This is a genomic window from Shimia sp., assembly GCF_039969785.1.
Taxonomy (GTDB): domain Bacteria; phylum Pseudomonadota; class Alphaproteobacteria; order Rhodobacterales; family Rhodobacteraceae; genus Shimia.
Genome location: NZ_JBDVNC010000004.1, coordinates 33,272 through 60,081 on the forward strand (window position 1 = coordinate 33,272; position 26,810 = coordinate 60,081).

Genomic DNA, 26,810 nt, shown 5'->3' on the forward strand with positions numbered 1-26,810 from the left:
ACCACTTGAAAAAGCCGACGGACTGAATGCGCCTTTCTTCACTGCTTATCGTGTTTGCGACCTTCGCAACCGCCGCTCTGCTTAGCCTGATCGCCGCCAGCTTTTCGGCCGATCTGATCGAGGACAGCTCACAACGCAGCGTCCAGCGTGACCTGAAAGCCAAAGGCATGGACTGGGCCGAAGTGCACGCCGAAGGGTTGCAGGTGTTTCTGGCCGGTGTCGCTCCGTCCGAGGCCGACCGGTTCAAAGCCATTTCTTCTGCTGGCGGCGTCGTCGATGCGGCCCGCGTGATCGACAATATGCAGGTCGAAGCCACCGCCGACATTGCCCCGCCGCGATTCTCTATCGAAATACTACGCAATGACGCGGGTATCTCGCTGATCGGTCTGATTCCGGAAACCTCGGACCGCGAAGACATCGTCGACCAGATGATCGACCTTGCCGGACGTCCAAATGTGACCGACCTTCTGGAAACCGCTGTCTATGCCCCGCCCGCAGGCTGGAACACCTCTTTGAAATTCGCGATGAACGCGCTCGACCTGTTGCCCCGCGCCAAAGTGTCGGTGCATGCAGGATCGGTCAGCATTACCGCCATGAGCGACAGCCCAGAAGCCCGCCGCGAGCTTGAGGCTGACTTGCTGCGCAGCGTGCCCAAGGATCTGCGCCTTAATCTCAACATCTCGGCCCCGCGCCCGGTGATCACCCCCTTTACGCTGCGGTTCCTGATCGACGAAAACGGCGCCCGCTTTGACGCCTGTTCGGCAGATACCGAAAAGTCCCGTGTGCGTATCCTGACCGCCGCGCGCAGCGCCGGTCTGACGAGCGGTGCCAACTGCACAATCGGTCTGGGCGTCCCAACCCCCAGCTGGACCGTCGCCGCCGAAACCGCCATCGCGGGTCTTGCGGAACTGGGCGGCGGATCGGTCACGTTCTCTGATGCCGATGTCACACTTGTTGCGCTTGTCGGTACCGAACAAAGCCTGTTCGACAAAGTTGTTGGTGAACTGGAAACCGGCCTGCCGGATGTGTTTGCCCTGCACTCCACCCTGCCCAAACCGGTCGAAGAAGACGGCGGCGAAGACGTCATTCCCGAATTCACCGCCACACTCAGCCCCGAAGGCCTTGTGCAACTGCGCGGGCGCCTGCCGAACGAGATCACACGCGACACCGCCGCCAGCTATGCCCGCGCGCGCTTTGGCGGCAACAATGTGCACATGGCCGCCCGGCTGGATCAGGATCTGCCTATGTCATGGCCGATCCGGGTTATGGCCGGTCTGGACGCGCTGTCCTTGCTGAACAATGGCGTGCTCAGCGTCTCACCAGACGCCCTGAATGTTGCGGGTCGCACCGGCAACCTGAACGCCAATGCTGAAATCGCCCGATTGCTGGCCGAAAAGCTCTCACAATCGGACTCCTACGCCATCGACGTGCGCTATGTAGAAGAGCTCGACCCGCTGGCAGCATTGCCCACGCCCGAAGAATGCGTGGCCCAGTTGAGCGATATTCAGAAAGAACAGAAAATCGCATTCCAGCCCGGATCGGGTGAGCTTGACCAAAGCGCAACAAAAATTCTGGACGCCATCGCCCTCAGAATTTCGGAATGCCCGGAAATGAACCTTGAGATTCAGGGCCACACTGACAGTCAGGGCCGGGAATCAATGAATCAGGCGCTCAGCCAAACCCGCGCCCAGGCGGTTCTGACCGCGCTTCAGGATCGCCGCATTCTGACCACTGGCATTGTCGCCAATGGCTATGGCGAGAGCCAGCCGATTGCGGACAATGACACCGAGGACGGGCGCGAAGCAAACCGCCGCATCGAATTTGTTCTGATCACACCAGAAGCCGACGAGACGGCAGAGGCTGAGACAGAGCGTTCAGACACGGCAGAAGACGCTACAGATGGCAACACAGAAGACGCCGCAGACACCGAAACTGGCGGCGGCGAAGACGTGGACGCCGACACGCCTGTAAACGAAGAAGAAGACGGGTCAACACCCGCTGAAACGGACTCAGAAGAAGAGACCAACCCGGCCGAAACAGACGCCACAGAGACCAACGATAACGCCGATGCAGACACATCCGGCGAGGAGACGACGACCAATGACACGAACTGAGTTCATCCTGGCCACCGCCGTCATCCTGTTCGTTGCGTTTTGTATGGGCTGGTTCGCCAATTGGCTGGTGCACCGCTTTACCCGTGTGGCACAGGCGGATGTCGATCAGCTGGAGCGTATGAGCCAGGAACTGCACGAAGCCGAAGAAACCCGCGATCAGGCAATCACCTACCTGCAACAGCGCGAAGCAGAGCTGACCAACCAGCTCACTCAAACCGATGCGGAATTGTCAGCGGCGATGGACGGTCTGCGCGATGCGCGCCACGAAGCCGAAGAGCTGCGCACATATGTTGAACGTGTGAATCAGGGCTGACCTGACCAGCTTGCTCAAACCAAAGCAGAATTGTCAGCGGCGATGGATGGCCTGCGCGATGCGCGCCCCAAAGCAGCGACGCCGCGCCCCTGCGCGGAACCTGTGCATCCGGGTTGACCAAAAAACTCACGCCAACAAAGGCTGAATTGCCAGCGGCGATCGACTGTCAACGCAACGCGCGCCACGACGCAAAAGCGCGGCGCACCCATTTCGAACGTATGACTTAGGGGTGACCGGTTGGTTTCAACCTTGCGGTTGAAACCTGACGCAGCATCAGTTCCGCAGGGCTTTGACCTGTGCAAACGACAGCAACTTGCGACTTTTTTCGTCCCAAACATGCAGCTTGGCATATGCAAAACTCTCGCGGATCGTCATCCGGTTGCTCTCTGCCAGTTCCTTATGGTCTTTCAGCACTTCGGTCAGACGGTAAAACGGGATACGGCTGTAAAGGTGATGCACGTGGTGAATGCCGATATTGCCGCTGAACCACTGCAACACTTTGGGCAGCACATAATGCGAGCTGCCATGCAGCGCCGCGTCGTGCAACTGCCATTCTTCGTCCTGATCCCAGTGCGCATTCTCAAACTGGTGCTGCACATAGAACAACCACAGACCAATCGTCGCCGCAATCAGTGTTGAGGGCAAAAAGATCAGCAGCACAGGCATCAGACCGCCAAAGTACCAGATCACGCCCAGCGCTGCGAAAATCGCAATATTAGTGCTCATCGCGCTGACCCAGTATTTCGCCTGCGACGCCAGTCCCAGAGGAAACCGGTTCTGCAAAAAGAACAAATAGCTGGGGGCCAGACCGAAAAGCGTGACCGGATGGCGATACATCCGATACATAAACCGGTTAAAGGGCGTCTCCGCCTCGTATTCGGCAACGGTCATGGTGTGAATATCACCCATGCCACGGCGGCTCAGGTTGCCCGCACCGCTGTGATGGATTGAATGGGTGCGCCGCCAAACGTCATACGGCGTCAGCGTCAGAACACCCAGAACACGGCCGACCCAATCGCTCAGCGCGCGGCTCCGGAAAAATGCACCGTGTCCGCAATCATGCTGAATGACAAACAAGCGCAACAGAAATGCCGCGTTCAGGATCGACAGACCCAGCGCCAGCCAGCCACTGATCGACAAGGACCACCACGCCAGCGCCCAAAACGCCAGAAACGGTATGCCACTGACCGCCAGTTCAAAGGCGCTGCGCCATTCGTTGGGCTCTCGGTATCGCGACAGAACCGTTACCCAATCACGGGCGGCCATGTTTTGTGTATTGGACTGGATCGGCTCAGAGGTCGGATTCATACGCCTGCACTCATTTTAGTTGTCACCAGACCGGGTAAACGACCCGGCCATATATGCAAAGTTAAATGTTTCAATTGCGTCAATTGAGGCCACTTTTTATCCGCAAATTTGCGTGAATCGGCATTCGGCAGCCTGGAGAACGGGGAATTCATGCAATCTGCTTCAATCAAAGGGCGCTGTCTTAACCCCGGCGGGTCCCAAAATCCGCTCCGACGCAATACCGACGGGATACCGACGCGCTGCCGATCACAATTGTCGATAGAAATTGGGGCGTTAACCCCGATTCGTTGCCGAATGGCTACCACCGTTTCAACGCCGCTTCATCGGCATCCTTGGCCGCCACCCAATCCACCCCGTCCCGGGTGAATTCCTGCTTCCAGAATGGCGCGCGCGACTTGAGATAATCCATCAGAAACTCGGCCGCTTCAAACGCATCCTTGCGATGTGTCGACGCCGTGGCAACCATCATGATCATGTCACCCGGCACCATGTCTCCATACCGGTGAATGACCAGCACATCGCCCAAAGACCAGCGCTCCTGCGCGTCATTGGCAATATTCTCCAGCGCCTTTTCCGTCATGCCCGGGTAATGTTCAATCACCATGCGATCCAGATCGCCCTGCGCCAGATCACGCACCACCCCAGTAAAGGTGACAATCGCACCCATGTCCTTGTGACCAGTGGCAAATGTGTTGGCCTCAGCGCCAAAATCAAACGGAGCTTCCTGAACCAGTACGCGCATTTTATCCGCCCGTCATGGGCGGGAAAAACGCCACTTCGCGCACGTCATTCAAGGGCGCATCAAAATCGGTCAGTTCCTGATCAACCGCCACCCGAAGCGCGCTCAGATCGGCAAACGCCGCCTCATACCGCGCTTCTCGGGTTTTCAGTTCTTCGACCAGCTCTGCCACGGTCGCCGCGTTTGTTTCAACGACTTCCTTGGGCAACCCAATGCGTTCCCGGACCCACGCAAAATACAGAACATCCATGCCAATCAGTCCTTCAAATGCGGGCGTGCCTTGAGGAAATAGTCAAGCCCCGTCACCCCGGTCAACAACGCCGCAACCCACAACAGCACAATCCCAAGCCATCCGGCCCAGACCATACCCTCATATTTCCAGCGCAACCCCTGTAAATCTTCGACCTCACCTGCCATCACCTGATCCACAAGCGCCTGATCCATGCCCCATGCGGACATGCCCAGATAGTGTTCAAACACGCCTTGCCCAAACAGAAATGCAATGGCCACCATTTGTGTGGCCGTTTTCCATTTGGCCAGCTTTGTGACCTTCAACGTCCCGGCAACATCGCCCAGGAATTCCCGCAAGCCAGACACAAACACTTCGCGAAACAGGATAACGGTTGCGGGCAACACCAGCCAGGGCGACATCGACGAATAGCCTACGATGACCATCAGCGCGACCACCACCATGGCCTTGTCCGCGATCGGGTCGATCATCGCCCCTATCCGGGTTTCCTGACCCCATGCGCGCGCCAGATAGCCGTCAAACCAGTCTGTGATTGACGCCACCAGAAACAGACACAGCGCAAACCAATCCGCGTGTGGGCGGGTGAAGAAAAGGAACATCACGGCGACCATTGGTGCCGCGACCAGCCGCAATACGGAAAGGAAATTGGGTATATTCCATGTCATGATGTCTTCCTACGGGCTTTTGCCATCAATCGGAACCCCGTTTTGGCCCTGAATTCGGGTCCTTGGCGCAAATGTGCTATGATGGGGACACGCGCATAAATCCAAAGACGAAAGGGGATAGTATGAAACCTGTTGTTCTCCTGATCGGCAAATTGCGTCAGGTCATTGAAAAAGTACCGCAACAACTCGATCATTTACCGGTGAACTGGCTGGGCGCACATGACCATGCAGAGGTCATGCATCAGTTGAATCGCGAGCCCAATATCGACTGTGCCATCATCGGTGGCTCTTTGCCCGATGACATCCGCGGCGACCTGGTCGCGATGATCGCGACACGACGGCCTGACATTTGCATACACGTCAAAGACCGGGACTCCGGCCCCGATGCGATGGCAGGCTTTGTCGAAAACATCGTGCGAATGCAGTATGTCGACCACAAGTTGCCAGCCTAAAGGGCGCAGTATCCCATGGTGGCAGCCCAATCAGCTGCCTTCGTGGAAATAGTCGTAAATGCTCTCGGCCAATGCGCCTGATATGCCATCAACCGCCTTAAGATCGGCCAGATTAGCGCGTGACACGGCCTTGGCGGACCCGAAATGCGCCAGCAAGGCGCGTTTGCGGGTCGCGCCGACGCCAGGCACATCATCCAGCGGTGTGGCGCCAATCGCCTTTGAACGCTTGGCTCTGTGTGTGCCAATCGCAAACCTGTGCGCCTCATCGCGCAGCCGCTGCACAAAATACAGCACCGGATCATTGCGCCGCAACGCCATAGGGCGCTGCCCGGTCCGGTGAAATTCCTCTTTGCCGTGATCCCGGTCGACGCCCTTGGCGACCCCAACCATGGGCACATCCTGAACCCCGTGTTCGCGCATGATTTCGGCCACCGCCGACACCTGTCCCGCGCCACCATCAATCAGCAAAAGGTCAGGCCACATCCCGTTTTCGCGATCCGGGTCTTCTTTTAGCAATCGTTTGAAACGACGATGCAGCACTTCTTTCATCATGCCAAAGTCATCCCCAGGCGTCAGATCATCGCCCTTGATGTTGAACTTGCGATAGCTGTTTTTCATGAACCCTTCGGGGCCCGCGACAATCATCGCGCCAACGGCGTTGGTGCCCTGAATATGACTGTTGTCATACACTTCGATACGCTTTGGCGCCGCGTCCAGATCAAACGCTTCGGCAATCCCCTTCAACAACCGGGCCTGCGTCGCTGTCTCGCTCATCTTGCGAGCCAGACTTTCGCGCGCATTACGCTCTGCGCCAGCCACCAGCTCTGCCTTTTCGCCACGCTGAGGCACGAGTATCTCGACCTTCCGCCCCAGCTTGCCGCCCAAAGCCTCTGCCATCAGATCCGCATTTTCAATCGGGTGGCTCAGGATCAGTTGCCGCGCCGGTTCCTTGGTATCGTAGAACTGACCAATAAAGGCCTCCAGCACTTCGGCTGCCTCAATGTCTGCCCCGACACGCGGATAGAAATCCCGGTTGCCCCAGTTCTGATGCGCCCGGATAAAGAACACCTGTACACAGGCCTGCCCCTTGTCCAGATGCAGCGCGATCACGTCCGCCTCGGCCACCCCACGCGGGTTGATGCCCTGCGCCGTCTGCACGCTGGTCAGCGCCTTGATCCGGTCGCGCAAGGACGCCGCCTGTTCAAACTCCATCGCGTCGGATGCCTTCTGCATCTGAAGCGCCAGCGTTTCCTGAATCTGCGTAGACCGCCCATTCAAAAACCGTTCAGCATCCCGCACACTCTCGGCATACTCCGCCTCGGCAATCTTACCGACACATGGACCCGAACAGCGCTTGATCTGATACAGCAGACACGGGCGTGTCCGGCTCTCAAACATGGAATCCGAACAGTTGCGCAACAGAAAGACCCGCTGCAATTGGTTCAGCGTCCGGTTTACTGCCCCGGCGCTGGCAAACGGGCCGTAGTAATTGCCCTTTTCCTTTTTCGCGCCCCGATGCTTCTTGATCTGCGCAAACGCATGCGCCCGGCTCACCAGAATATTGGGAAAGCTCTTATCGTCGCGCAGCAACACATTGTATTTGGGCTTAAGCTGCTTGATCAGGTTCTGCTCAAGCAACAACGCCTCGGTCTCGGTCTTGGTCGTCAGAAACATCATCGACGCAGTTTCCGAGATCATACGTGCGATCCGGCCCGAATGGCCCGTGGGGCGCGCATAATTCGACACCCGCGCCCGCAGATTGCGCGCCTTACCCACATAAAGAACACGCGCCTGCGCATCCAACATGCGGTACACACCCGGCGATCCGTCCAGCGTCTTTAAATAGCCCTGGATACAGTCGTACCCCGTCACGGCATTTGTCATTTCTTGTTCATCAGATGTCATAGCAACCGGGATATGATTCTTTTGGCCGCGCTGCAATCTTCCGCGTTATTTCGCAAGAGAAAACAAATCCACCGAACCTGTGGATAAGTCTGAGTATATCTTTGTTGGAAATGGAATTTTCTGTTGTTTTCGACTTGCTTCCCCGATCTGCCCAAAAATTAGGCAGTTTGTCAAGTTACTGAAAAACAACGATAAATTTATATAGATCGAGCAACCGTTTGAAAACATTAATAAAAAAGTAACAGCTTTGTAACGCAAAAGCGAGAAGTGCAAAACTTGACTCCGAAGAACATCTTCCGGCGTCTTTTGCTTAGTAATTCAGAGGCTTGCGGGCAATCGAAAAACTGCCGATTCTGGTTACTCAACGCCCTGAATATCGGGGGTTTGCCACCCAAGATGCTGCCCCCCATCGACACAGATCAGCTGACCCGTTACCGCTTTTGACTCCAGCAGAAAACCCAACGCGGCGGTAACATCTGACGTATCTGCGCCGCGCTTAAGGATCGTGTTAGCACGCTGGCCGGCAAAATGCGCATCGCTTTGGCGAGACCCTTTCAGAGTAGGCCCCGGTCCAATCGCATTTACCCGAATATGCGGCGCCAACCCCTGTGCCGCCGTCTGGGTCAGCGCCCAAAGCCCCATCTTGGCAATGGTATAGCTCGAAAACTCGGGCGTCAGTTTCAGAACGCGCTGATCCACCATATTGACCACCACCCCAGAAGCCACAGGTTCACCATCCGCATCCGGAACAGCCTGTAAACCTTGTCGGGCCATGGCTTGCGTCAAAACATAAGGCGCGCGCAGATTGCTCTCGATATGACGATCCCAACTTGTGCGTGTCGCCGTGTCGATCCGGTCATACTCAAACACTGACGCATTGTTCACCAGACAAGTGACCGGCCCACCCAAACCCTCAACGGCCTGCTCAAACAACACGTCGGTTTCAGATTCGATCAACAGATCAGCCTGCAGCACAATTGCCCGTCGACCCATCGCCCGTATGTCAGATGCGGTTTGCTCTGCCTCATCCTGCGAACCCGCATAATGCACAGCAACATCAAACCCACGCCCCGCCAGATACAGCGCCATTGCCCTGCCCAGCCGTTTGCCTGCGCCTGTTACCAACGCTCTGCTCATGGGGGCCGTCTCCTATGTCAGGACGATGAGGATATAGAGCAGATACAGCAACGTCAGAGCAACGCCCCAAACGCGGTTAATGTCCTGCTTAAGAAACACAAATGGCACAATCAGGATCGACGCGCCCAACATCACCCACAGATCAAACTGCAGGAATTTGGGATCAACCGGGATGGGGCGCACCAACGACGTAATGCCGACAATGGCCAACAGGTTGAACATGTTCGACCCGATCACATTGCCCAGCGCAACATCCGCCTGCCGCCGCAGGGCCGCCATAACCGTGGTTGCCAGCTCGGGCAGCGATGTGCCCAGCGCAACAAGCGTCAAACCAATCACCACATCCGACACACCATAGCGCCGCGCGATGATCTCGGCATTGTCCACCATCAGATCAGCACCCAGCGGCAGTCCGATCAGGCCCAGCACCAGAAATACGATGATACGCCACCAAGGCATATCCGGGTCGGCCCCTTCGACGTCTTCTTCATCTTCCTGAACGTTGGCTTTTGCGGCGCGACGATGGCAACGGGCCTGATGAAAGGCGTCACCCAACACAAATATCAGCGCCGCCAAAAGGATCAGCCCAGAGCCAAACGTAAACACACCACGAGACGCCAGTGCGATGAACAGCAACGATGCCGCGATCATATAAAGATAAGTTTTCCGGGTGTTACAATGGCTGGTGTGCAGCGTCGCCAAAATGGCCGGAACCCCAAGAACCAACAGAATATTGGCGGTGTTTGACCCCACCACGTTGCCCATCGCGATGCCCGGGGCACCTTTTAGGGCCGCCTGCAACGAAATCAGCAATTCGGGCGCAGATGTGCCAAAGGCCACAATCGTCAGCGAAACAATCAGCGCCGGAATCCCGACCCGCAAAGACATGTTGACCGCGCCGCGCACCAGCGCATCCCCGGCCAGAAGCAGGATCACCAACCCCAACGAGACAAGTGCCCACTCCATCCCTAGCCCTTGCCTTTCTTGCAGGGGCACGCGCCCTTGCCGATCCGATAGCGCCCGCAGGACGCGCATTTAGCGGATTGCAGCCGTTGCTGTCCGGGAAAGCGCAGCTTTCCAAACATTGCCAGCACGGCCATGCCGACAAGAAACAGGGATACGATCTTAACGATCACGTCAGAGTCCGTAACGGGCGTATTCAGCCCGCTCCTCAACGCCCGCCAGCGCATCCTGCGCCAGATTGGCGCCAAATCGCTGCCAGACGGATCTGCGAATACCATATCGGCGCAGCTTTACGTCGTCGCCAAACTTTTCTTTGAGAACCGGCATCAGATGCCCCAGCCCGTCGATCAGCCCCAGCTTTTCAGCCTCGCGACCAATCCAGACCTCACCGGTGAAAATGTCCGGCAGATTCTCAAGCTTGCTGCCTCGGCGTGTTTTGACATGCCGGATAAAACTAGCGTGGATTTGCTCTAACAACGCAGTCAGACGTTTCACATCTTCCGGCTTTTCGGGTTTGAACGGGTCCAGCATGGATTTCGACTTGCCTGCCGTGTGCACCCGCCGTTCCAGACCTTGCCGGGACAGGAACACATGCGCGCCAAATCCAGCCGAAATCACACCGATGGATCCGACAATCGAATTGTCGTCCGCATAAATCTCATCTGCCGCCACTGCCAGCCAATATCCACCCGACGCGGCGACATCTTCGACAAAGGCAATCACCGGGATGTTTTTCTCTTTTGCTAGCCGCTGGATACGGTTGCCGATCAGCGAACTCTGCACCGGGCTGCCACCGGGCGAATTGATCTCCAACGCCACCGCTTTGGGCTTGCCCCGACGAAAGGCTTTTTCCAGAATTGGACCAAGAGTCTGGTCGTTCAGTTGGCCCCGCGATCCCGCACCGATCACGCCAGAAAGACGGATGACGGCCACAGTCGGATGCGTTTTTAGAAATGGTATCCAGCGCTTCATATTATCGCATGTAGAGCGCCCCCTGCCCTTTCACAAGGCAGGGGGCGCAGGAAACCTGCCGCGTTGCAGATTTATCTGACGAGTTCGCCCGGTGCGATTAACGCGACCACTGAAAAACGCTTGTTAGTTGCGAATGCGCCAACCGGTGCGAAATATCCACCAGATTAGGCCCAGACACAGCGCTGTAAACCCGGCTATCGCCAACAGGCTCAGCCCAATGGGCACATCCGCCACGCCAAAGAACGACCACCGAAACCCGGAGATCAGATAAACGACGGGGTTGAACAGCGTGATCTTTTGCCAGATCGGCGGCAGCATCGAAATCGAATAAAACGACCCGCCCAGAAATACCAAAGGCGTGACCACCAGCAACGGGATCAGCTGCAACTGCTCAAAATTCTGCGCCCAGATGCCGATGATAAACCCAAACAACGCAAAGCTCAGACAGGTCAGCAACAGAAACGTCATCATCGCAAATGGATGCTGAATCTGCACATCCACAAACAACGCCGCAGTACCCAGAATGACCAACCCTATGAACAACGCCTTGGTCGCGGCGGCCCCGACAAATCCCAAAACAATCTCCAGAAAGTTGACCGGCGCGGACAGCAGTTCATAGATCGTGCCAATGAATTTTGGAAAGTAGATGCCAAAAGACGCGTTGGTGATGGCTTGGGTCATCACCGACAACATGATCAGCCCCGGCACAATGAACGCACCATAGCTGACGCCTTCAACCTGATCGATCCGGCTGCCGATGGCCGCGCCAAATACGACAAAATACAGCGACGTCGAAATCACCGGCGAAATAAAACTCTGCGCAATAGTTCTGAAAAATCTTGTCATTTCAGACATATACATCGCATTGACAGCTGCCCAGTTCATGCCGCGCCCTCCTTGACCAAACCCACGAAAATGTCTTCCAGACTGGTTTGTTCTGTCTGAATATCTTTCAGGTTCAGCCCGACGGCCGACAGATCGCTCAGCAATTGTGTGATCCCGGTGCGTTCCCCACGCGTGTCATAGCTATAGCGCAGCGCCTGCCCGCCTTCGATAAGCTCCAGATCATACTCAGACAGTGCTTCTGGCACCTGCGCAATGCCGGTCTGCAGATCGATTTGCAGAACTTTCTGCCCGAGCCGCTTCATCAAAGCCGCCTTTTCCTCGACCAACAACAACTGCCCGCCATTGATCACACCAACTCGGTCAGCGATGGCTTCGGCCTCTTCGATATAATGCGTGGTCAGAATGATCGTGGTGCCCTGCGCCTTGAGCCCGGCCACCACGTCCCACATATCCTTGCGCAATTCCACATCGACCCCGGCGGTGGGTTCATCCAGAAACAGCACTTCCGGCTCGTGGCTCAGCGCTTTGGCGATCAACACCCGGCGTTTCATCCCGCCAGACAGCTCAAACGTGCGGGACATGCGTTTGTCCCACAGCGACAATTGCCGCAAAATACGTTCAATCAGCGCGTCATCTTTGGGTTTGCCAAACAATCCCCGCGAATAGGCCACCGTGTCTTTGACCCGCGTGAACGGTTCAAGGTTGATCTCTTGTGGCACCAATCCGATCAGACGCCGGGCATCGCGATAGGCGCTGACCACATCGTGACCATTGACTGTCACGGAACCAGCGCCCGGATTTGTGATACCGCAAATGGTGGAAATCAGCGTCGTCTTACCGGCCCCGTTTGGGCCCAACAGCGCAAGAATTTCGCCCTTGTTGATAGATAGGTTGACGCCCTTCAGCGCCTCAAACCCACCCGCATAGGTCTTTTTCAGATCCCGGATTTCGACAATTGTTTCCATAAGCCCCTCACTCGTCCGCCGGGGCACCGTATCACTTAGCGCCGCGAGGCCAAGGTCAATTCCGATAGAGCGTTATGTGCATTCCTGCACGCGCAATCACCGCCCCGTCAGACGGCTCAGCAAGCCTTTCTTTTCGGCCGGCTTTTCGCCCTCGTCGGCGGCGTCATCCGGTTCGGACGGGCCTTCCAGCGCTTCCTGAAAATTGGTGAAAAACTGATCCGCCATTTTCTTTGCAAACCCGTCAATCAGACGCGATCCAAGCTGGGCCAGTTTGCCACCAACCTTGGCGTCCACTTCATAACTCAGCAATGTGCCGGTCTCGCTGGCCGCCAGCGTCACGTCCGCGCCGCCTTTTGCGAACCCGGCAGCACCGCCCTTGCCCTCGCCGCTCAGCGTCAGGCTTGTCCCCTCGACCAGATTAGACAGCTCGACGCGGCCCTTGAACGTGGCCTTTACCGGTCCAACCTTTTGCACAACGGTGGCGTCAAACCCATCTTCGGGGTTGCCCGTCACCTCTTTGGCACCCGGAACACACGCGCCCAGAATCTCGGCACTCAACAGCGCGGCCCAGACTTCGGAAACGGGGGCTGCTATCTCACGTTGATCGCTCATATGCATGGTCTGGTCCTCCTTGACGCCGCGCGTGGGGCCACCCTAGGGCCGCCCAATGTCCGGCGCAAGCAGACCAAGGTCGGAGTTTGACGCTCTTTTTACCCAACGGTGTACCTGCCCGATTTTACCCGTGCCGGATCACTCCGAAACGTAGCCCGCCATTACCCGCGACAGATGGTAATCCGTGTCACCCAGTTGCGCATCCAGCATCACCAGACGTTTGGCATAATGCGACGCGCTATAATCCCAGGTCATGGCAATGCCGCCATGCATCTGGATCGCCTCTTCGGCCACCAACCGCGCCGCCCGCCCAATCATGTTCTTGGCCATCGACGCAAATCGCGTGGCATCCCCGCCCCCCAGATCAGCCGCCGCCTTGATGGTGATCGAACGCGCCTGCTCAATCTCGGTCAGCATGTCCACGGCGCGGTGCTGGAGCACCTGAAACTTGCCAATGGGCACGCCAAACTGTTTGCGTTGCTTCAGATACTCGACCGTCATGGCATGGATCACATCCATCGCACCAACCGCCTCGGCGCACAGCGCCACGATCCCGGCATTCACCGCATCCTGTAGCGCCTCGGCCGCGTCTGGGATCAACAACCGCGCCGGTGTGTCGTCCAGTAACACTTCTGCCGCGCCGCCGCCATCCATCATGCCATACCCGGTGACGCTGGCATCACCGGCGCGCACCTCAAACAGCGCCACCTGACCGTTCAGCATGGCCGAGACAAGCAGCACATCCGTGACCTGCCCGCCATACACAATGCTCTTGCGCCCCGACAAACCATGCCCCGCACCTTGCGCACTTGCGGTGGTTGCGATGTCCGCAAAATCATACGGCGCATCCAGCTCAGACAAAGCAACCGCGAACTTGCTGGCCCCGATCATCAACGGTGCAGCGTCTTCGCCTGCCGCACCCAGCAATCGCGCCGCCATCACAGCGCCCAGCACCGGCTCGGGGCACAAGGCCCGCCCCAACGCCTCAAACACCACCGAAATATCAAACCCGGTGCCCCCAAAACCGCCCGCTGCCTCAGGCACAAGCGCATACAGTACACCCAGCTCAGCCATCTGATCCCACAAATCCGGATCATGATACGGGGCCTCATACGCCACCTGATTGCGATGTCCGACCGGGTATTGAGCGCTCAGAAACCGGGTCAACGTGTCCGACAGCATTTGCCGGTCTTCGGTCAGATTGAAATCCATCTCAAAGCTCCAGCATGGTTTTGGTCACAATATTGCGCTGAATTTCGTTTGATCCGCCAAAGATCGACGTCTTGCGGTTGTTGAAATAGCGCGCGGCGTTCTGGGCTGTATCCGGCGGGCCAAATGTCAGGTTGCCATCGCTCACATGCCCCGGAAACGGCGCCGCCGCCGGGCCCAGCGCGCGGCGGGCGAGGTCTTTTAGTTCCTGATGGATCACCGTGCCCTTGATCTTGAGGATCGAGGTTTCCGGCCCCGGTCCACCCTGCTGTTGTGCCTTGAACAACATGCGCAGATTGGTGATCTTCATCGCTTCAAGATCAATTTCCACCTGCGCAATCCGGGCGGCAAATAACGGGTCTTCGATCAGAGGCCTGCCACCACGACGTTGCTTGCGAGCCAGCGCCTTGACCTCTTCCAACGCCTGAATGGAAAACCCAACCCCGGCAATCCCGGTGCGCTCATGGGTCAGCAGAAACTTGGCAATGGTCCAGCCTTTGTTCTCTTCTCCCACCAGATTTTCAATCGGCACCCGCACATCGGTGAAAAACACTTCGTTCACCTCATGACCGCCTTCGATCAACCGGATGGGCCGCATATCGATCCCCGGCGTGTCCAGATCCACAAGGATAAAGCTGATGCCCGCCTGTTGCTTGGCGTCCGGGTCTGTCCGGCACAGGCAGAAAATCCAATCCGCATGCTGACCCAGCGTGGTCCATGTCTTTTGGCCGTTGATCACCCAGTGATCGCCGTCGCGTTCCGCGCGGGTTTTCAGCGATGCCAGATCAGACCCCGCGCCCGGCTCGGAATAGCCCTGACACCACCAATCCGTGCCATCCAGAATACGTGGCAGATAATGCGCCTGCTGCGCCGCGCTGCCAAATGTCTGTAACACCGGCCCAAGCATGTTCAGCCCAAACGGCACAATGCGCGGCGCATAGGCACGACAGCATTCCTCTTCAAAAATATGTCGCTGAACCGGCGTCCATCCGGGGCCGCCAAATTCCGTGGGCCATGTGGTTGCCAACCACCCCTGCGCGTGCAGGATGGCGTGCCAGTCTTCCATAATCGCCTTAGTCAGTTCGCCACCAGACCGCACCGCATCTGCAATATGCCCGGGCAGGTTTTGGCTCAGAAAACCGCGCACCTCTTCCTGAAAGGTCAGCTCTTTGTCAGAATACCGCAAATCCATGGCTCAGCCCCTTTTGTTCAGATCGCCGAAACGCCCGCCTGTGTCCGCCATCCGTCGCAGCATTGCAGGCACCTGCCAGAAATGCGCGTCTTCGGCGGCATAGGTTTCGACCCGTTTCACCAGTTCCGCCGCCCCGATCGTGTCGGCGTAATGCAGCGGCCCGCCCCGGAACCGGGGAAAGCCATAGCCCATCAGAAACACCACATCGATATCCACCGGCCTGCGCGCGATCCCATCTTCCAGCACACGCACCGCCTCGCAAATCATGGCCGTCATATAGCGCTCGACAATCTCCTGATCGTCAAACGCGCGGATCTGAATACCCTTTTCGACCCGCACGGCCTCTATGATCTTTGACACCTCGGGATTGGGCTCAATCGAGCCTGTGTCATAAACATAATACCCCTGCCCAGTCTTGCATCCAAACCAGCCGTTTTCACAAATCCGGTCCGCCACATCGCCGCCGTATCGCTCGTCAGGCGACCGGGTCGCGGCTTTGCGTTTGCGTGTCATCCAGCCAATGTCCAGCCCGGCCAGATCGCCCACCTTATGCGGCCCCATCGCAAACCCAAACGTTTCCAACGCGGTATCAACCTGCGTCGGGCTGGCCCCGTCCAGCACCAGATAGGCCGCCACTTTGGAATAGTGCGCCAGAATGCGGTTGCCGATGAACCCGTCGCAAACCCCGGCGCGCACTGCCACCTTCTTCATCTGCCTGGCCAGCGCAAATCCTGTGGCCACAACCTCAGGCGCGGTCTGCGCCCCGACAACAACCTCCAACAGCCGCATGATATGTGCCGGGGAAAAAAAGTGCAGGCCCAGCACATCCGCCGGACGGCGTGTCGAGGCTGCAATTTCGTTGATATCCAGATAAGATGTGTTGGACGCCAGAATTGCGCCCGGTTTGCAGAATGTGTCGAGCTTGCCAAAGATCTCTTTCTTGACCGCCATGTCCTCAAACACCGCTTCAATCACCAGATCAGCCTCGGCCAACCCCTCCAAACCTGTCACCGGATTCAACCGCGCCACTGCGGCATCCCGCGCGGCGGCTGTCATTTTACCGCGGTTGACCGCGCCCTCAAGATTGCTGGTGATGGTGCTGACACCGCGCGCCAGCGCCTCTTGCGTGACCTCGACCAAAGTGACCGACAGACCTGACATCAACGCAGATGTGGCAATGCCCGAGCCCATCGTGCCGCCGCCAATCACACCGACCTGTGCAATATCGCGGGCCATGGCCGTTTTCTCGGGAATGTTGCCAACGGCGCGTTCACCGAAAAACGCGTGGATCATGCCTTTGCTCTGGTCCGTCGCCAAACACTCCAGAAACGCCGCGCGCTCGACTTTCATGCCTGCTTCAAACGGGCCGGTTGCCGCTGCAATCGCTTCGATGCAGCGCACCGGCGACACCAACAACGGAGACTTTTTGCGCACCTGTGCCAACGCTGTGGCAATTGCGTCGTCATCCGGCGCAGTCTGCAAATCCCGCGTGCGCCGCGTCTTCAGGATACCCGCCACGACGTCCTGTGCCGCCTGCAATGCCATGTCGCGCGGCGCTCCCGTGTCGATCCGGTCAATCAACCCCATGTCCAGGGCTTCGGGGGCGGCAACCTGACGGCCAGACAGGCTCAGATCCAGCGCGCTGGCGATCCCGATCAGCCGGGGCGCACGCTGCGTTCCGCCTGCTCCGGGCAACAGCCCAAGATGTATCTCGGGCAATCCGACCCGCGCAGATGCCACCGCCACCCGCGCATGACACGCCATCGCCAGTTCCAGCCCTCCGCCCAGCGCCGTTCCATGCAGCGCACAAACCAGAGGCACAGCGCAGGCTTCAACGATGTCATATAATTCCGGCATCATTGGCGCTTGTGGCGGTTTACCAAACTCGCTGATATCCGCGCCAGCCACAAATGTGCGCCCTGCACAATAAAGCCCGATGGCCTTGATCCCGTCCTGACCGCCAAAACGTTCCACGGCCTCGGCCAGCCCGCGTCGCACCGCAATCCCGCCCGCGTTCACTGGCGGATTGTCGATACAGATCAGCGCGACCTCTCCCACAACTTCGATTGAAACAACCTGTCGATCCGCCATCCGCCGCTCCTCTGATGCACCGATGTTTTTGTCGCATCGCACATTGTAAGCCGTCAACAACACCGACCGGATTAGCACGGCGGACACGGTGTAACGTCACGGCACAAGCCCACACGCGACCACGCCTTGACCTTCGCAGGCGGCGCTCTCACAGTGTCATTCAGACAACCGAAAAGGGCAGCGCAATGGTGACACTCTCTCACGCCGACATTGAGACGTTCCAAACCGATGGCGTCGTCCTGATCCGTGGGCTGTTTGCCGACCACGTCGACACTTTGCGCGCGGGCGTCGCACGTAACATGGCCGATCCCGGTCCCTATGCGTCAGAAAACAAGAAAGACGGCGAAACCGGGCGGTTCTTTGACGACTATTGCAACTGGCAACGCATTCCCGAATTCCGTGAGGTGATCGAAACCTCTCCTGCGGCCAGGGTTGCGGCTCAACTGATGCAATCGCAAAGCGTGCAAATGTTCCATGATCACGTGCTGGTCAAGGAACCCGGCACCTCAATGGCAACTCCCTGGCACACGGATGGCCCGTATTATTTTGTCGAAGGCCATCAGACGATCAGCTTTTGGTCGCCGCTGGACCCGGTCACTGACGCGACGTTGCGGTTGGTGGCAGGCTCTCACAAATGGGAAAAGCCGGTGCTGCCCACCCGCTGGGTCAGCGAAGAAAGCTTCTTTGCGGATGAAGACGCTTATATGCCCATCCCTGATCCCGACGCCCAGAGCATGCGCGTTCTGGAATGGGAGATGATGCCCGGCGATGCGGTGGCATTCAATTACCACATCCTGCACGGTGCGCGCGGCAACACATCAACCACCCGACGCCGCGCCTTTTCGCTGCGGCTTTTGGGCGACGATGCGCGTTATGTTGAGCGGCCCGGCCCGACGTCACCGCCTTTTCCGGGGCACGACATGGTGTCCGGACAAAAGCTGCGTGAGGACTGGTTTCCGATCCTCAAACCCTAAGCGGCGCAAACGCAAAAATGCCCGAGCCGCTTTAGTAACTCGGGCATCCCTGAACTTTTGAACTCAGATTAACCCTGACTCAGCTGGGTTTTGACCAGCGGGCCAACTTTCCCAAAATCCATCTGACCGGTGAATTTCGCCTTAAGTGCGCCCATGACCTTGCCCATGTCACGAATTGAATCCGCGCCGGCCTCGGCCACTGCCGCCTTAATCGCCGCGACCACTTCGTCGTCGCTCAGCTGCTTGGGCAGGAATTCCTCGATGATCGTGATCTCGTTCAATTCACGCTCGGCCAAATCCAGCCGCCCACCTTCTTCATAGGTGCGCGCGCTTTCCTGACGCTGTTTGACCATTTTCGCCAAAATGCTCAGAATCTCTGAATCTTCGACGCCGGTGCGTTCTTCGCCTTCGGCGCGCATGGCAATGTCGCGATCCTTGATCGCCGCCATGATCAACCGCAAAGTCGACAGCCGATCGGTCGCCCGATCACGCATCGCCTGCTTAAGGGCCGTATTGATTTCGTTCCGCAATGTCATTCGCCTTGCCATTTGCTGCCAAACATAAGTGTGCCACCTTACTGAAAGGTATCTTGGTTCGCAACCGCCTGTCATTGGGGTGAGCTGACCGAAAACGTCACCCCCAAGACCACCAACGACGCCTTGACGCTGATGCCGCCCCGACATAGATATCGGCCGATTTGTCAGCCAGAGAGTCGCCCCATGGACCAGCAGCCCCCTTCCCACCCGACAGCGTGTCTTGCTCTTGCCGACGGGACGCTGTTCTACGGCCGCGGTTTCGGCGCCACCGGCGACACCGTTGCGGAACTGTGTTTCAACACCGCGATGACCGGCTATCAGGAAATCATGACCGACCCGTCTTATGCCGGTCAGGTTGTGACATTTACCTTCCCCCATATCGGAAACACCGGCGTCACCCCAGAAGACGATGAAACCGCCGAGCCGGTGGCCGAAGGCATGGTTGTGAAATGGGACCCGACCGAGCCCAGCAACTGGCGCTCGGCCGATACGCTGTCCAACTGGCTGGCTTCACGTGGGCGCATCGCTATCGGCGGCGTCGACACCCGTCGTCTGACCCGCGCCATCCGCCAGCAAGGCGCGCCGCATGTGGCCCTGTCGCATGACCCCGACGGCAATTTCGATACCGCTGCGCTGGTCGCCAAGGCGCGCGCCTTTTCCGGCCTCGAAGGTCTGGATCTGGCCAAAGACGTAACTTGTGCTCAATCCTATCGCTGGGACGAAATGCGCTGGGCATGGCCCGAAGGCTACAGCCGTCAGGAAAACCCCAAGCACAAAGTTGTCGCTGTGGATTTTGGTGCCAAACGCAATATCCTGCGCTGCCTCGCATCTGCGGGCTGTGACGTGACCGTTCTGCCCGCCACCGCCACCGCCCAAGAGGTGCTGGCGCACAAGCCAGACGGTGTGTTCCTGTCCAACGGTCCCGGCGACCCGGCTGCGACCGGCACATATGCCGTGCCGATGATCAAAGATGTGCTCGATGCAGAGATCCCGGTGTTTGGTATCTGTCTGGGGCACCAGATGCTGGCGCTGGCGCTGGGTGCGACTACGGTCAAGATGAACCACGGTCACCACGGTGCCAACCACCCGGTCAAAGACAATGAAACCGGCAAAGTGGAAATCACCTCGATGAATCACGGTTTCGCTGTCGACAGCCAGACCTTGCCGGAAGGTGTCGAAGAAACGCATGTCTCGCTGTTTGACGGATCAAACTGCGGCATCCGCATCGCCAATCGCCCTGTGTTCTCGGTTCAACACCACCCCGAGGCCAGCCCCGGCCCACAAGACAGCTTTTACCTGTTTGAGAAATTTGCCAGCTACATGGCTGAACAAGCTTAATTAACTACAAACAGGCCGCACTATTTTAACGGGCTATTAACCATCCAACTGGCACCTTGTCTGAACGGGCGATTTGGTGTGGGCAATTTGGATGAGCGACCCGGTACTGCGGATTACACAAGCAACGGCCACGTCCGCTCAGGACGTGCCGATCTCTTTGGGCCGCGACCTGATCGACCGCAATCTGATCACCCCGTGGCAGCTGTTTTATGCGTTGAAATGCCAACGTCTGTGGAACGCGACGCTGGCGGAAATCCTGTTGTCCCGTGGTTGGATCAGCCAGTCTGATCTGCTCACGGTGCTGTCGGTCCAGATCACCGCACAACGTGTCGATCTGCAACGCGAACCCCCGGACGAAAAACTGGCGCAGGCACTGCTCCCTGATTTTTGTCTCAAACATTGCGTATTGCCTTGGGCACAGGTTGGCGGATTGTACATTCTCGCCACCGGACGCCCGGATCGCATCCCGGAAATCCGGCGCGCGTTGCCGCCTGCCTTGCGCGGCGCCCTTATTGTCACAGCACCAGAACAACAGGTGCACGACCACATCGCGGCATTTCATCGAAAATACCTGACGCGCTTTGCGGAATCCCGGGTGTCCGCAAAGCATAGCTGCCGAGGCTGGGACAAGCGTGCACCCTATAAGACGTTTCTTTTGCTGTGCCTGTTCGCAACTTTTGCGTTGACCGTCTATGCGGCCCCTGACGTGGTGCTTGGCGGTTTGATGATCTGGGCTCTGCTGTCGCTATGTGTTGCATTGGCCATGAAAACCACCGCCTTTGCCCTGCAACTCTGGCATCGGGGTGACCCCCCAATACCTGACCTGCCTCCGAACACGCGCCTGCCGCGCATATCTGTGATGGTGCCGCTCTTTCGCGAGAAAGAGATCGCCCACGCCCTGATCCACCGTCTGACCCGGCTCACCTATCCCCGTGCGCTTTTGGATGTTGTTCTGGTTCTGGAAGAAAAAGACACACTGACCCGGCAAACCATCGCGCAGACGCGCCTGCCTAAATGGATGCGTGTTGTTCAGGTACCGGCGGGATCCGGGCTGACCACAAAACCACGGGCGCTGAACTATGCGCTGGATTTCTGCAAAGGCGAGATCATTGGCATCTGGGACGCCGAAGACGCGCCCGCGACAGATCAGCTGGAACAAGTGGCGCGCCATTTTGCCCACGCCGCACCCGACGTGGCCTGCCTTCAGGGTGTTCTGGACTATTACAACCCCTATACGAACTGGTTGTCGCGGTGTTTTACCATCGAATACGCCACGTGGTTTCGCATTGTACTGCCGGGTCTGGCGCGGTTGGGGCTTGCCATTCCACTTGGCGGAACCACTTTGTTTCTGCGCCGCGACGCCATCGAAAAAGTCCGGGGCTGGGATGCGCACAACGTCACCGAAGACGCCGATCTGGGCTACCGCCTGTCCCGCTTTGGCTATCGCACCGAACTGATGCGCACAGTCACACAGGAAGAGGCGAACTGTCACCTGATCGCGTGGATTCGCCAACGCTCGCGCTGGCTTAAGGGGTTCATGGTGACGTATCTGGTGCACATGCGAAACCCGGTCCGGCTCTGGCGCGAACTCGGGGCCCGCCGGTTTATCGGATTTCACATGGTCTTCATGACCACCCTCACCCAATTTGTGCTGGCCCCGCTGATCTGGAGCTTTTGGTGCGCGGCGTTTGGCCTGCCCCATCCTCTGCAAACATATGTGTCACCGGACACGATCCGAATGATCTGCACTTTGTTGATATTTGCCAGCATCATAAACTCTGCGATCGCGCTGACATCAGTGCTCGGCCAGGGCCGGGCGCGCCTTTACCCATGGGTGCTGACCATGGTGTTCTATTTCCCGCTGGCCACACTCGCAGCCTACAAAGCGCTTATCGAACTGATGATCGCCCCCTATTACTGGGACAAGACAGCCCACGGGAAAACCTCCGAAGGCATAGAGGTCTTGTTGCCAGCGATCAACCAGCCACCGGCGATCAGCTCTCGCTCTCCTGACGCAGCCGCGTCACAAATGCCTGTGAAATATGATCTTTGAGGGCGCCATAGGCACCATCTTCGTTCCGTGACGCGATAGCGTCCACAATTGCCTGATGCTCGACCAACGTATCGCTGCTGCGCCCTTCGGCGGCAATCGACGTGGTCGCCATCAACGCCATCGACCGATGCACAAGGTCAAGCTGCTGCACAAGATAACGGTTATGGGATGCCAGATGTATTTGCTTGTGAAACCGCCGGTTCGACCGGGCCAGTGCAGATGGCGAATCGACCAGCTTATGATCCTCATCCACCATGTCCTGCAGCACCCGAACCTCTTCGCGGGTTGCATGCCGCGCCGCCAATCGGGCCGCCAGGCCTTCCAGCTCGGTGCGCACCACATACAGCTCGGCCATCTGGTTGTGATCCAACGACGACACAATCAGGCTGCGCCCGTCGCGCGCCAGCAATGACTGCGTCTCTAACCGCTGCAAGGCCTCGCGGATCGGCGTGCGCGACACCCCAAACCGCTCTGCCAGATCGCTTTCGACCAACCGATCGCCCGGCTTGTAAACCCCGACATCGATCGCCTCCAGGATCAGCGAATACGCGTCTTTGTTGGTCGGCTTACCCTGCGCCATCTGCATCTCTCCCATTCACACAAGGCAGACTAAGCGCTCACCTTGATCATGCAACCCCATTGGCATCCATATCCGACAGGCCAAAGCCCGGTTGCACCGCGCTTTCAGGAACCTTACCGTGCCATCATGCCAAAGGAAGCCTTTTCACACGTTACGACATGGGTGTTTGATCTCGACAACACTCTGTACCCGCCACAGGCCCGCCTGTTCGATCAGATCGAAACGCGGATGACGGCGTATGTGATGCAGGCTCTCAAGGTCGATAAGTCCCATGCCGATATGCTGCGCCGTAAATACTGGCACCAATACGGCACCACGCTGACCGGGCTGATGCGCGAGCATGATCTTGATCCCGCGCCGTACCTGATCGACGTGCATGACATTTCTCTGGACCACCTTGAAACTGACACGCTGCTTGCCGCGCAAATTCGCGCGCTGCCCGGACGCTGTATTGTCTACACCAATGGCACCGCGCCGTATGCCGAACGTGTGCTCGAGGCGCGCGGTCTGGGTGGACAGTTTGATGCCATTTACGGCGTCGAACATGCCAATTTCCTGCCAAAACCCGAACGCGCAGCGTTCGAGACGATCTTTGCACTGGACGGCGTCACCACCCAAACGGCCGCGATGTTCGAAGACGACCCCCGCAATCTTCAGGCCCCACATGACATGGGCATGCGCACCGTGCACGTGGCCCCCGATCCTCATGATGCGGATCATATCCACCATCACACAGATGACTTGCCCGGTTTTCTGACCAAACTCACCTGACATCGCCCCGAAACAAGACATGCGACATCGCGCCCAATAAAAGATACTTTTGAAATACATATTTCAAAACTGCAATCTCAGGAGCCATCATGAAGCATATCGAGTCTGAAGCTGATCTTGCCTCGAAAGGCGTCGAACCCCCTCACAAAGACGTCCAATCCCCCAATCTTGTCCGCAACATCTATCTTGCGCTTGCTGGCGGCCTTGGCCTGTGGGGCGGCGCGATTGCGCTTTGGGGCGTGCCGGGCCTTTACATGCCCGCCGTGCTGTTGGTGCCGGTTTTCGCGGTCTTGCTGGTAATCGTCACCCGAGGATAGCGCGCGCCCTCTTGGAACCTGCGCGCGCCGGGTCTAGGGTGCGCCTCACAGGAGGCCAAGCCCATGACAACACACACTCAGGTCGACATCCTTGTGTCCGGCGGTGGAATCGCCGGGATGACAGCGGCAGCCGCCTTTGCCACAGCGGGTTTTTCGGTGCAATGCGTCGACCCGACGCCACCTGTCACGGAACGCGATGCCTCCGGTTCCGATCTGCGCACCACCGCCTTTTTGCAACCAGCGCGCGGCCTGCTGGAAGAGGCTGGTCTATGGCAGCGCCTTGACGCCCATGCCGCACCGCTTCAGGTCATGCGCATTGTCGATGCTGGCGGTGAAATTCCCGAACCCCGCATCATCAAAGATTTCGACGCCTCCGACATCTCGGATCAACCCTTTGGCTGGAACCTGCCCAACTGGTTACTGCGCCGCGAAATGCTGGCCCGACTGTCCGAGATGGACAATGTCGATCTGCGCCTTGGCACTGCGACCACATCCCTGTTTACCCGCACAAGCGAGGCCCGCGTTTCTCTCTCGGATGGCAGTCAGACCCGCTGCAGGCTGGTGATCGCCGCCGATGGCCGCAATTCGCCCATGCGTCAGGCCGCAGGCATCGATGTGCACACCACACGTTACGGACAAAAGGCGCTGGCCTTTGCCATCACGCACCCGATCCCGCATTGCAATGTCTCCACCGAAATCCACCGTTCTGGTGGGCCGTTCACGCTGGTACCCTTGCCGGATTATCAGGGCAAACCTTCCTCTGCGCTGGTCTGGATGGAGCGTGGTCCGCGTGCGCAGGCCCTGTTCGACATGGATGTGCCGGAATTTGAGGCGGCTATGACCGGACGCAGTTGTTCGTTGTTCGGCCCGCTGACGCTGGCATCGCGCCGCACGCTCTGGCCGATCATCTCGCAATCTGCCGAGCGTCTTTATGGGGAACGGCTGGCGCTGGTAGCAGAGGCCGCGCATGTCGTGCCGCCCATCGGTGCGCAGGGTCTGAACATGAGCCTTGGCGACATGCGCGTTCTGCTTGATCTGGCCCGCGCCGACCCGGACAAATTGGGCGACGCGCAGATGCTGGAAACTTATCACCGCAAACGCTTTACCGAGGTCAAGCTGCGGGTCAAAGGCATCGACCTGCTGAACCGTGCTTCTATGGTTGCACCGCAACCGCTGCGCGATGCCCGTGCGATGGGGCTGAATGCACTTTATTCGATGGCGCCGGTGCGCAAGACGCTGATGCAGATGGGGCTGGGCGTGCGATAGCCGCCAAACCCCATCCCCATCCAAAAAACCAAACCGACGCAATACCGACAGAATACCGACGCGCTGCCGATGCGTGTTTTGGCCTGTTTCAGAGCACTTTATCCAGCACCGTTTTCAACCGCCCAAGCGTGCCCGGAACGTCATAAAGTTTGTCCAGACCGAACAATCCCAACCGGAAAGTCCTGAAGCCTTCAGGCTCGTCGCAGGCCAACGGCACACCGGCGGCAATCTGCATGCCCTCTGCCGCAAACTTGCTGCCATTCTGAATATTAGGATCTGACGTATAGCTCACAACCACCCCCGGCGCGCCAAATCCATCGGCCGCAACGGATGTAATACCCTTATCTTTCAGCATCTTGCGCACGCCATCACCCAACGCCCATTGCGCGTCGCGAAGCTTGTCAAATCCGTAGTCCCGGGTTTCGGCCATGGTGTCACGAAACGCCCTGAGCGCGTCCGTAGGCATAGTGGCGTGATAGGCATGGCCGCCGTTTTCATACGCCATCATGATCGAATGCCATTTCTTTAGGTCGATCGCAAAACTGTCGGACTCGGTCTCTTCCAGCTTTTTCAGGGCCCTGTCAGACATCATCACCAACCCCGCACTCGGCGAAGCCGACCATCCCTTCTGCGGCGCCGACACCAACACATCCACACCCAACGCGCCCATGTCGATCCAGACACATCCCGAGGCAATACAGTCCAGCACCATCAGCGCGCCAACATCATGCGCCGCTGCAGCCATCGCTGCGATATAGTCATCAGGCAAGATCACACCGGCACTGGTTTCGACATGCGGAGCGAACACCACATCCGGCTTAACCTCTTGAATTTTGGCGACAACATCCTCAATTGGCGCCGGGGCAAACGGCGCTGTTAAACCGTTGCCGGCCTGACGCGCCTTCATCACGACACTTTCGGCCGCAAATCCACCAGCCTCAAAAATCTGGCTCCAGCGATAGGAGAACCACCCGTTGCGCACCACCAGCGTTTTGCCGCCACGCGCGAACTGGCGCGCCACAGCCTCCATGCCATATGTGCCACCGCCGGGTATCAATGCCACAGCCTGAGCGGAATAGACGCTCTTTAGCATATCCGAAATGTCTCGCATAACTTGCTGAAATGTCTGGGACATGTGGTTCAAAGACCGATCTGTGAAGACCACCGAAAACTCGTCCAATCCACCGGGATCGATATCGCTCGCCATGTGCAACTCCTTATCTGTTGCATCAAGGCTTAGTA

The 26,810-nt window shown here is 58.0% G+C and carries 27 protein-coding genes; 9 read left to right on the top strand and 18 right to left on the bottom strand.

From position 1 onward, the window contains the following. Nucleotides 1-26 precede the first annotated feature (26 nt). The gene (locus tag ABJI08_RS00550) at nucleotides 27-2,114 is read left to right on the top strand and encodes an OmpA family protein (RefSeq protein WP_348399873.1); all 2,088 of its coding nucleotides are present in this window, start codon (nucleotides 27-29) and stop codon (nucleotides 2,112-2,114) included. Further along, the gene (locus ABJI08_RS00555) at nucleotides 2,101-2,427 is read left to right on the top strand and encodes a hypothetical protein (protein ID WP_348399874.1); all 327 of its coding nucleotides are present in this window, start codon (nucleotides 2,101-2,103) and stop codon (nucleotides 2,425-2,427) included. The genes ABJI08_RS00550 and ABJI08_RS00555 overlap by 14 nt, the downstream gene beginning before the upstream one ends. A gap of 273 nt (nucleotides 2,428-2,700) precedes the next feature. Here ABJI08_RS00555 and ABJI08_RS00560 read toward each other — a convergent pair whose 3' ends face one another. The 4 genes from ABJI08_RS00560 to pgsA all read right to left on the bottom strand — a co-directional run bounded on the left by ABJI08_RS00560 (nucleotide 2,701) and on the right by pgsA (nucleotide 5,389). Further along, the gene (locus ABJI08_RS00560; protein ID WP_348399875.1) at nucleotides 2,701-3,735 is read right to left on the bottom strand and encodes a fatty acid desaturase; all 1,035 of its coding nucleotides are present in this window, start codon (nucleotides 3,733-3,735) and stop codon (nucleotides 2,701-2,703) included. Nucleotides 3,736-4,033: 298 nt separating this feature from the next. After that, complete coding sequence (locus ABJI08_RS00565; RefSeq protein ID WP_348399876.1) at nucleotides 4,034-4,477, bottom strand: molybdenum cofactor biosynthesis protein MoaE; 444 nt, start codon at nucleotides 4,475-4,477, stop codon at nucleotides 4,034-4,036. Between the two features lies 1 nt (nucleotide 4,478). Then, nucleotides 4,479-4,724: a molybdopterin converting factor subunit 1 gene (gene moaD / locus ABJI08_RS00570; RefSeq protein WP_348399877.1), complete on the bottom strand. Its 246-nt coding sequence runs from the start codon at nucleotides 4,722-4,724 to the stop codon at nucleotides 4,479-4,481. A 5-nt stretch (nucleotides 4,725-4,729) separates the two neighbouring features. Further along, nucleotides 4,730-5,389, bottom strand: a complete 660-nt coding sequence (gene pgsA, locus ABJI08_RS00575) for a CDP-diacylglycerol--glycerol-3-phosphate 3-phosphatidyltransferase (RefSeq protein ID WP_348399878.1) — start codon at nucleotides 5,387-5,389, stop codon at nucleotides 4,730-4,732. A 122-nt stretch (nucleotides 5,390-5,511) separates the two neighbouring features. On the opposite strand from pgsA, the gene ABJI08_RS00580 reads away from it, so the two are divergent. Beyond that, nucleotides 5,512-5,841, top strand: coding sequence for a hypothetical protein (locus ABJI08_RS00580; RefSeq protein ID WP_348399879.1), 330 nt, complete (start codon nucleotides 5,512-5,514; stop codon nucleotides 5,839-5,841). Nucleotides 5,842-5,871: 30 nt separating this feature from the next. On the opposite strand, the gene uvrC is transcribed toward ABJI08_RS00580, so the two are convergent. From uvrC to ABJI08_RS00635, 11 genes are all read right to left on the bottom strand, one after another. After that, nucleotides 5,872-7,746 carry an excinuclease ABC subunit UvrC gene (uvrC, locus tag ABJI08_RS00585; protein WP_348399880.1) on the bottom strand — a complete coding sequence of 625 codons (1,875 nt, stop codon included), beginning with the start codon at nucleotides 7,744-7,746 and terminating at the stop codon, nucleotides 5,872-5,874. 357 nt (nucleotides 7,747-8,103) lie between these two features. Continuing rightward, on the bottom strand, nucleotides 8,104-8,883 hold the full coding sequence (locus ABJI08_RS00590; protein ID WP_348399881.1) for an SDR family oxidoreductase: 780 nt from the start codon (nucleotides 8,881-8,883) through the stop codon (nucleotides 8,104-8,106). 12 nt (nucleotides 8,884-8,895) lie between these two features. After that, complete coding sequence (locus ABJI08_RS00595; protein ID WP_348399882.1) at nucleotides 8,896-9,849, bottom strand: calcium/sodium antiporter; 954 nt, start codon at nucleotides 9,847-9,849, stop codon at nucleotides 8,896-8,898. A 2-nt stretch (nucleotides 9,850-9,851) separates the two neighbouring features. Next, nucleotides 9,852-10,019 carry a hypothetical protein gene (locus ABJI08_RS00600; protein ID WP_348399883.1) on the bottom strand — a complete coding sequence of 56 codons (168 nt, stop codon included), beginning with the start codon at nucleotides 10,017-10,019 and terminating at the stop codon, nucleotides 9,852-9,854. A 1-nt stretch (nucleotide 10,020) separates the two neighbouring features. After that, nucleotides 10,021-10,818 (bottom strand): S49 family peptidase, encoded by a 798-nt coding sequence (locus ABJI08_RS00605; RefSeq protein WP_348399884.1) that lies wholly within the window; start codon nucleotides 10,816-10,818, stop codon nucleotides 10,021-10,023. A gap of 123 nt (nucleotides 10,819-10,941) precedes the next feature. Next, nucleotides 10,942-11,703 (bottom strand): ABC transporter permease, encoded by a 762-nt coding sequence (locus tag ABJI08_RS00610; protein WP_348399885.1) that lies wholly within the window; start codon nucleotides 11,701-11,703, stop codon nucleotides 10,942-10,944. Continuing rightward, nucleotides 11,700-12,629: an ABC transporter ATP-binding protein gene (locus ABJI08_RS00615; RefSeq protein WP_348399886.1), complete on the bottom strand. Its 930-nt coding sequence runs from the start codon at nucleotides 12,627-12,629 to the stop codon at nucleotides 11,700-11,702. Before ABJI08_RS00615 ends, ABJI08_RS00610 begins: the two co-directional genes overlap by 4 nt. 96 nt (nucleotides 12,630-12,725) lie before the next feature. Then, entirely contained in the window at nucleotides 12,726-13,247 is a 522-nt protein-coding gene (locus ABJI08_RS00620) for a carbon monoxide dehydrogenase subunit G (protein WP_348399887.1), read from the bottom strand. A 132-nt stretch (nucleotides 13,248-13,379) separates the two neighbouring features. Continuing rightward, nucleotides 13,380-14,453, bottom strand: coding sequence for an acyl-CoA dehydrogenase family protein (locus tag ABJI08_RS00625; protein WP_348399888.1), 1,074 nt, complete (start codon nucleotides 14,451-14,453; stop codon nucleotides 13,380-13,382). Between the two features lies 1 nt (nucleotide 14,454). Next, on the bottom strand, nucleotides 14,455-15,642 hold the full coding sequence (locus ABJI08_RS00630) for an acyl-CoA dehydrogenase family protein (protein ID WP_348399889.1): 1,188 nt from the start codon (nucleotides 15,640-15,642) through the stop codon (nucleotides 14,455-14,457). 3 nt (nucleotides 15,643-15,645) lie between these two features. Next, nucleotides 15,646-17,733, bottom strand: coding sequence for a 3-hydroxyacyl-CoA dehydrogenase NAD-binding domain-containing protein (locus tag ABJI08_RS00635; protein ID WP_348399890.1), 2,088 nt, complete (start codon nucleotides 17,731-17,733; stop codon nucleotides 15,646-15,648). Nucleotides 17,734-17,918: 185 nt separating this feature from the next. On the opposite strand from ABJI08_RS00635, the gene ABJI08_RS00640 reads away from it, so the two are divergent. Further along, nucleotides 17,919-18,707 carry a phytanoyl-CoA dioxygenase family protein gene (locus ABJI08_RS00640; RefSeq protein ID WP_348399891.1) on the top strand — a complete coding sequence of 263 codons (789 nt, stop codon included), beginning with the start codon at nucleotides 17,919-17,921 and terminating at the stop codon, nucleotides 18,705-18,707. A gap of 68 nt (nucleotides 18,708-18,775) precedes the next feature. Here the strand turns inward: ABJI08_RS00640 and ABJI08_RS00645 are convergent, their stop codons facing one another. Further along, entirely contained in the window at nucleotides 18,776-19,243 is a 468-nt protein-coding gene (locus ABJI08_RS00645; protein WP_348399892.1) for a GatB/YqeY domain-containing protein, read from the bottom strand. Nucleotides 19,244-19,426: 183 nt separating this feature from the next. Here ABJI08_RS00645 and carA point away from each other — a divergent pair, with 183 nt between their 5' ends. Both carA and ABJI08_RS00655 read left to right on the top strand, forming a co-directional pair. After that, the gene (gene carA, locus ABJI08_RS00650) at nucleotides 19,427-20,581 is read left to right on the top strand and encodes a glutamine-hydrolyzing carbamoyl-phosphate synthase small subunit (RefSeq protein ID WP_348399893.1); all 1,155 of its coding nucleotides are present in this window, start codon (nucleotides 19,427-19,429) and stop codon (nucleotides 20,579-20,581) included. 91 nt (nucleotides 20,582-20,672) lie between these two features. Then, nucleotides 20,673-22,634: a glycosyltransferase gene (locus tag ABJI08_RS00655; protein WP_348399894.1), complete on the top strand. Its 1,962-nt coding sequence runs from the start codon at nucleotides 20,673-20,675 to the stop codon at nucleotides 22,632-22,634. Here ABJI08_RS00655 and ABJI08_RS00660 read toward each other — a convergent pair. Next, nucleotides 22,576-23,214, bottom strand: a complete 639-nt coding sequence (locus ABJI08_RS00660; RefSeq protein WP_348399895.1) for a GntR family transcriptional regulator — start codon at nucleotides 23,212-23,214, stop codon at nucleotides 22,576-22,578. The genes ABJI08_RS00655 and ABJI08_RS00660 overlap by 59 nt on opposite strands. 126 nt (nucleotides 23,215-23,340) lie before the next feature. Between ABJI08_RS00660 and ABJI08_RS00665 the strand changes: the two genes are divergently transcribed. From ABJI08_RS00665 to ABJI08_RS00675, 3 genes are all read left to right on the top strand, one after another. Further along, nucleotides 23,341-23,985, top strand: a complete 645-nt coding sequence (locus tag ABJI08_RS00665) for a pyrimidine 5'-nucleotidase (RefSeq protein ID WP_348399896.1) — start codon at nucleotides 23,341-23,343, stop codon at nucleotides 23,983-23,985. A gap of 89 nt (nucleotides 23,986-24,074) precedes the next feature. Then, complete coding sequence (locus ABJI08_RS00670; RefSeq protein ID WP_348399897.1) at nucleotides 24,075-24,302, top strand: hypothetical protein; 228 nt, start codon at nucleotides 24,075-24,077, stop codon at nucleotides 24,300-24,302. A 63-nt stretch (nucleotides 24,303-24,365) separates the two neighbouring features. Next, nucleotides 24,366-25,568, top strand: coding sequence for a UbiH/UbiF family hydroxylase (locus tag ABJI08_RS00675; RefSeq protein WP_348399898.1), 1,203 nt, complete (start codon nucleotides 24,366-24,368; stop codon nucleotides 25,566-25,568). A gap of 88 nt (nucleotides 25,569-25,656) precedes the next feature. On the opposite strand, the gene ABJI08_RS00680 is transcribed toward ABJI08_RS00675, so the two are convergent. Continuing rightward, nucleotides 25,657-26,775, bottom strand: a complete 1,119-nt coding sequence (locus ABJI08_RS00680) for an aminotransferase class V-fold PLP-dependent enzyme (protein ID WP_348399899.1) — start codon at nucleotides 26,773-26,775, stop codon at nucleotides 25,657-25,659. Nucleotides 26,776-26,810 lie beyond the last annotated feature (35 nt).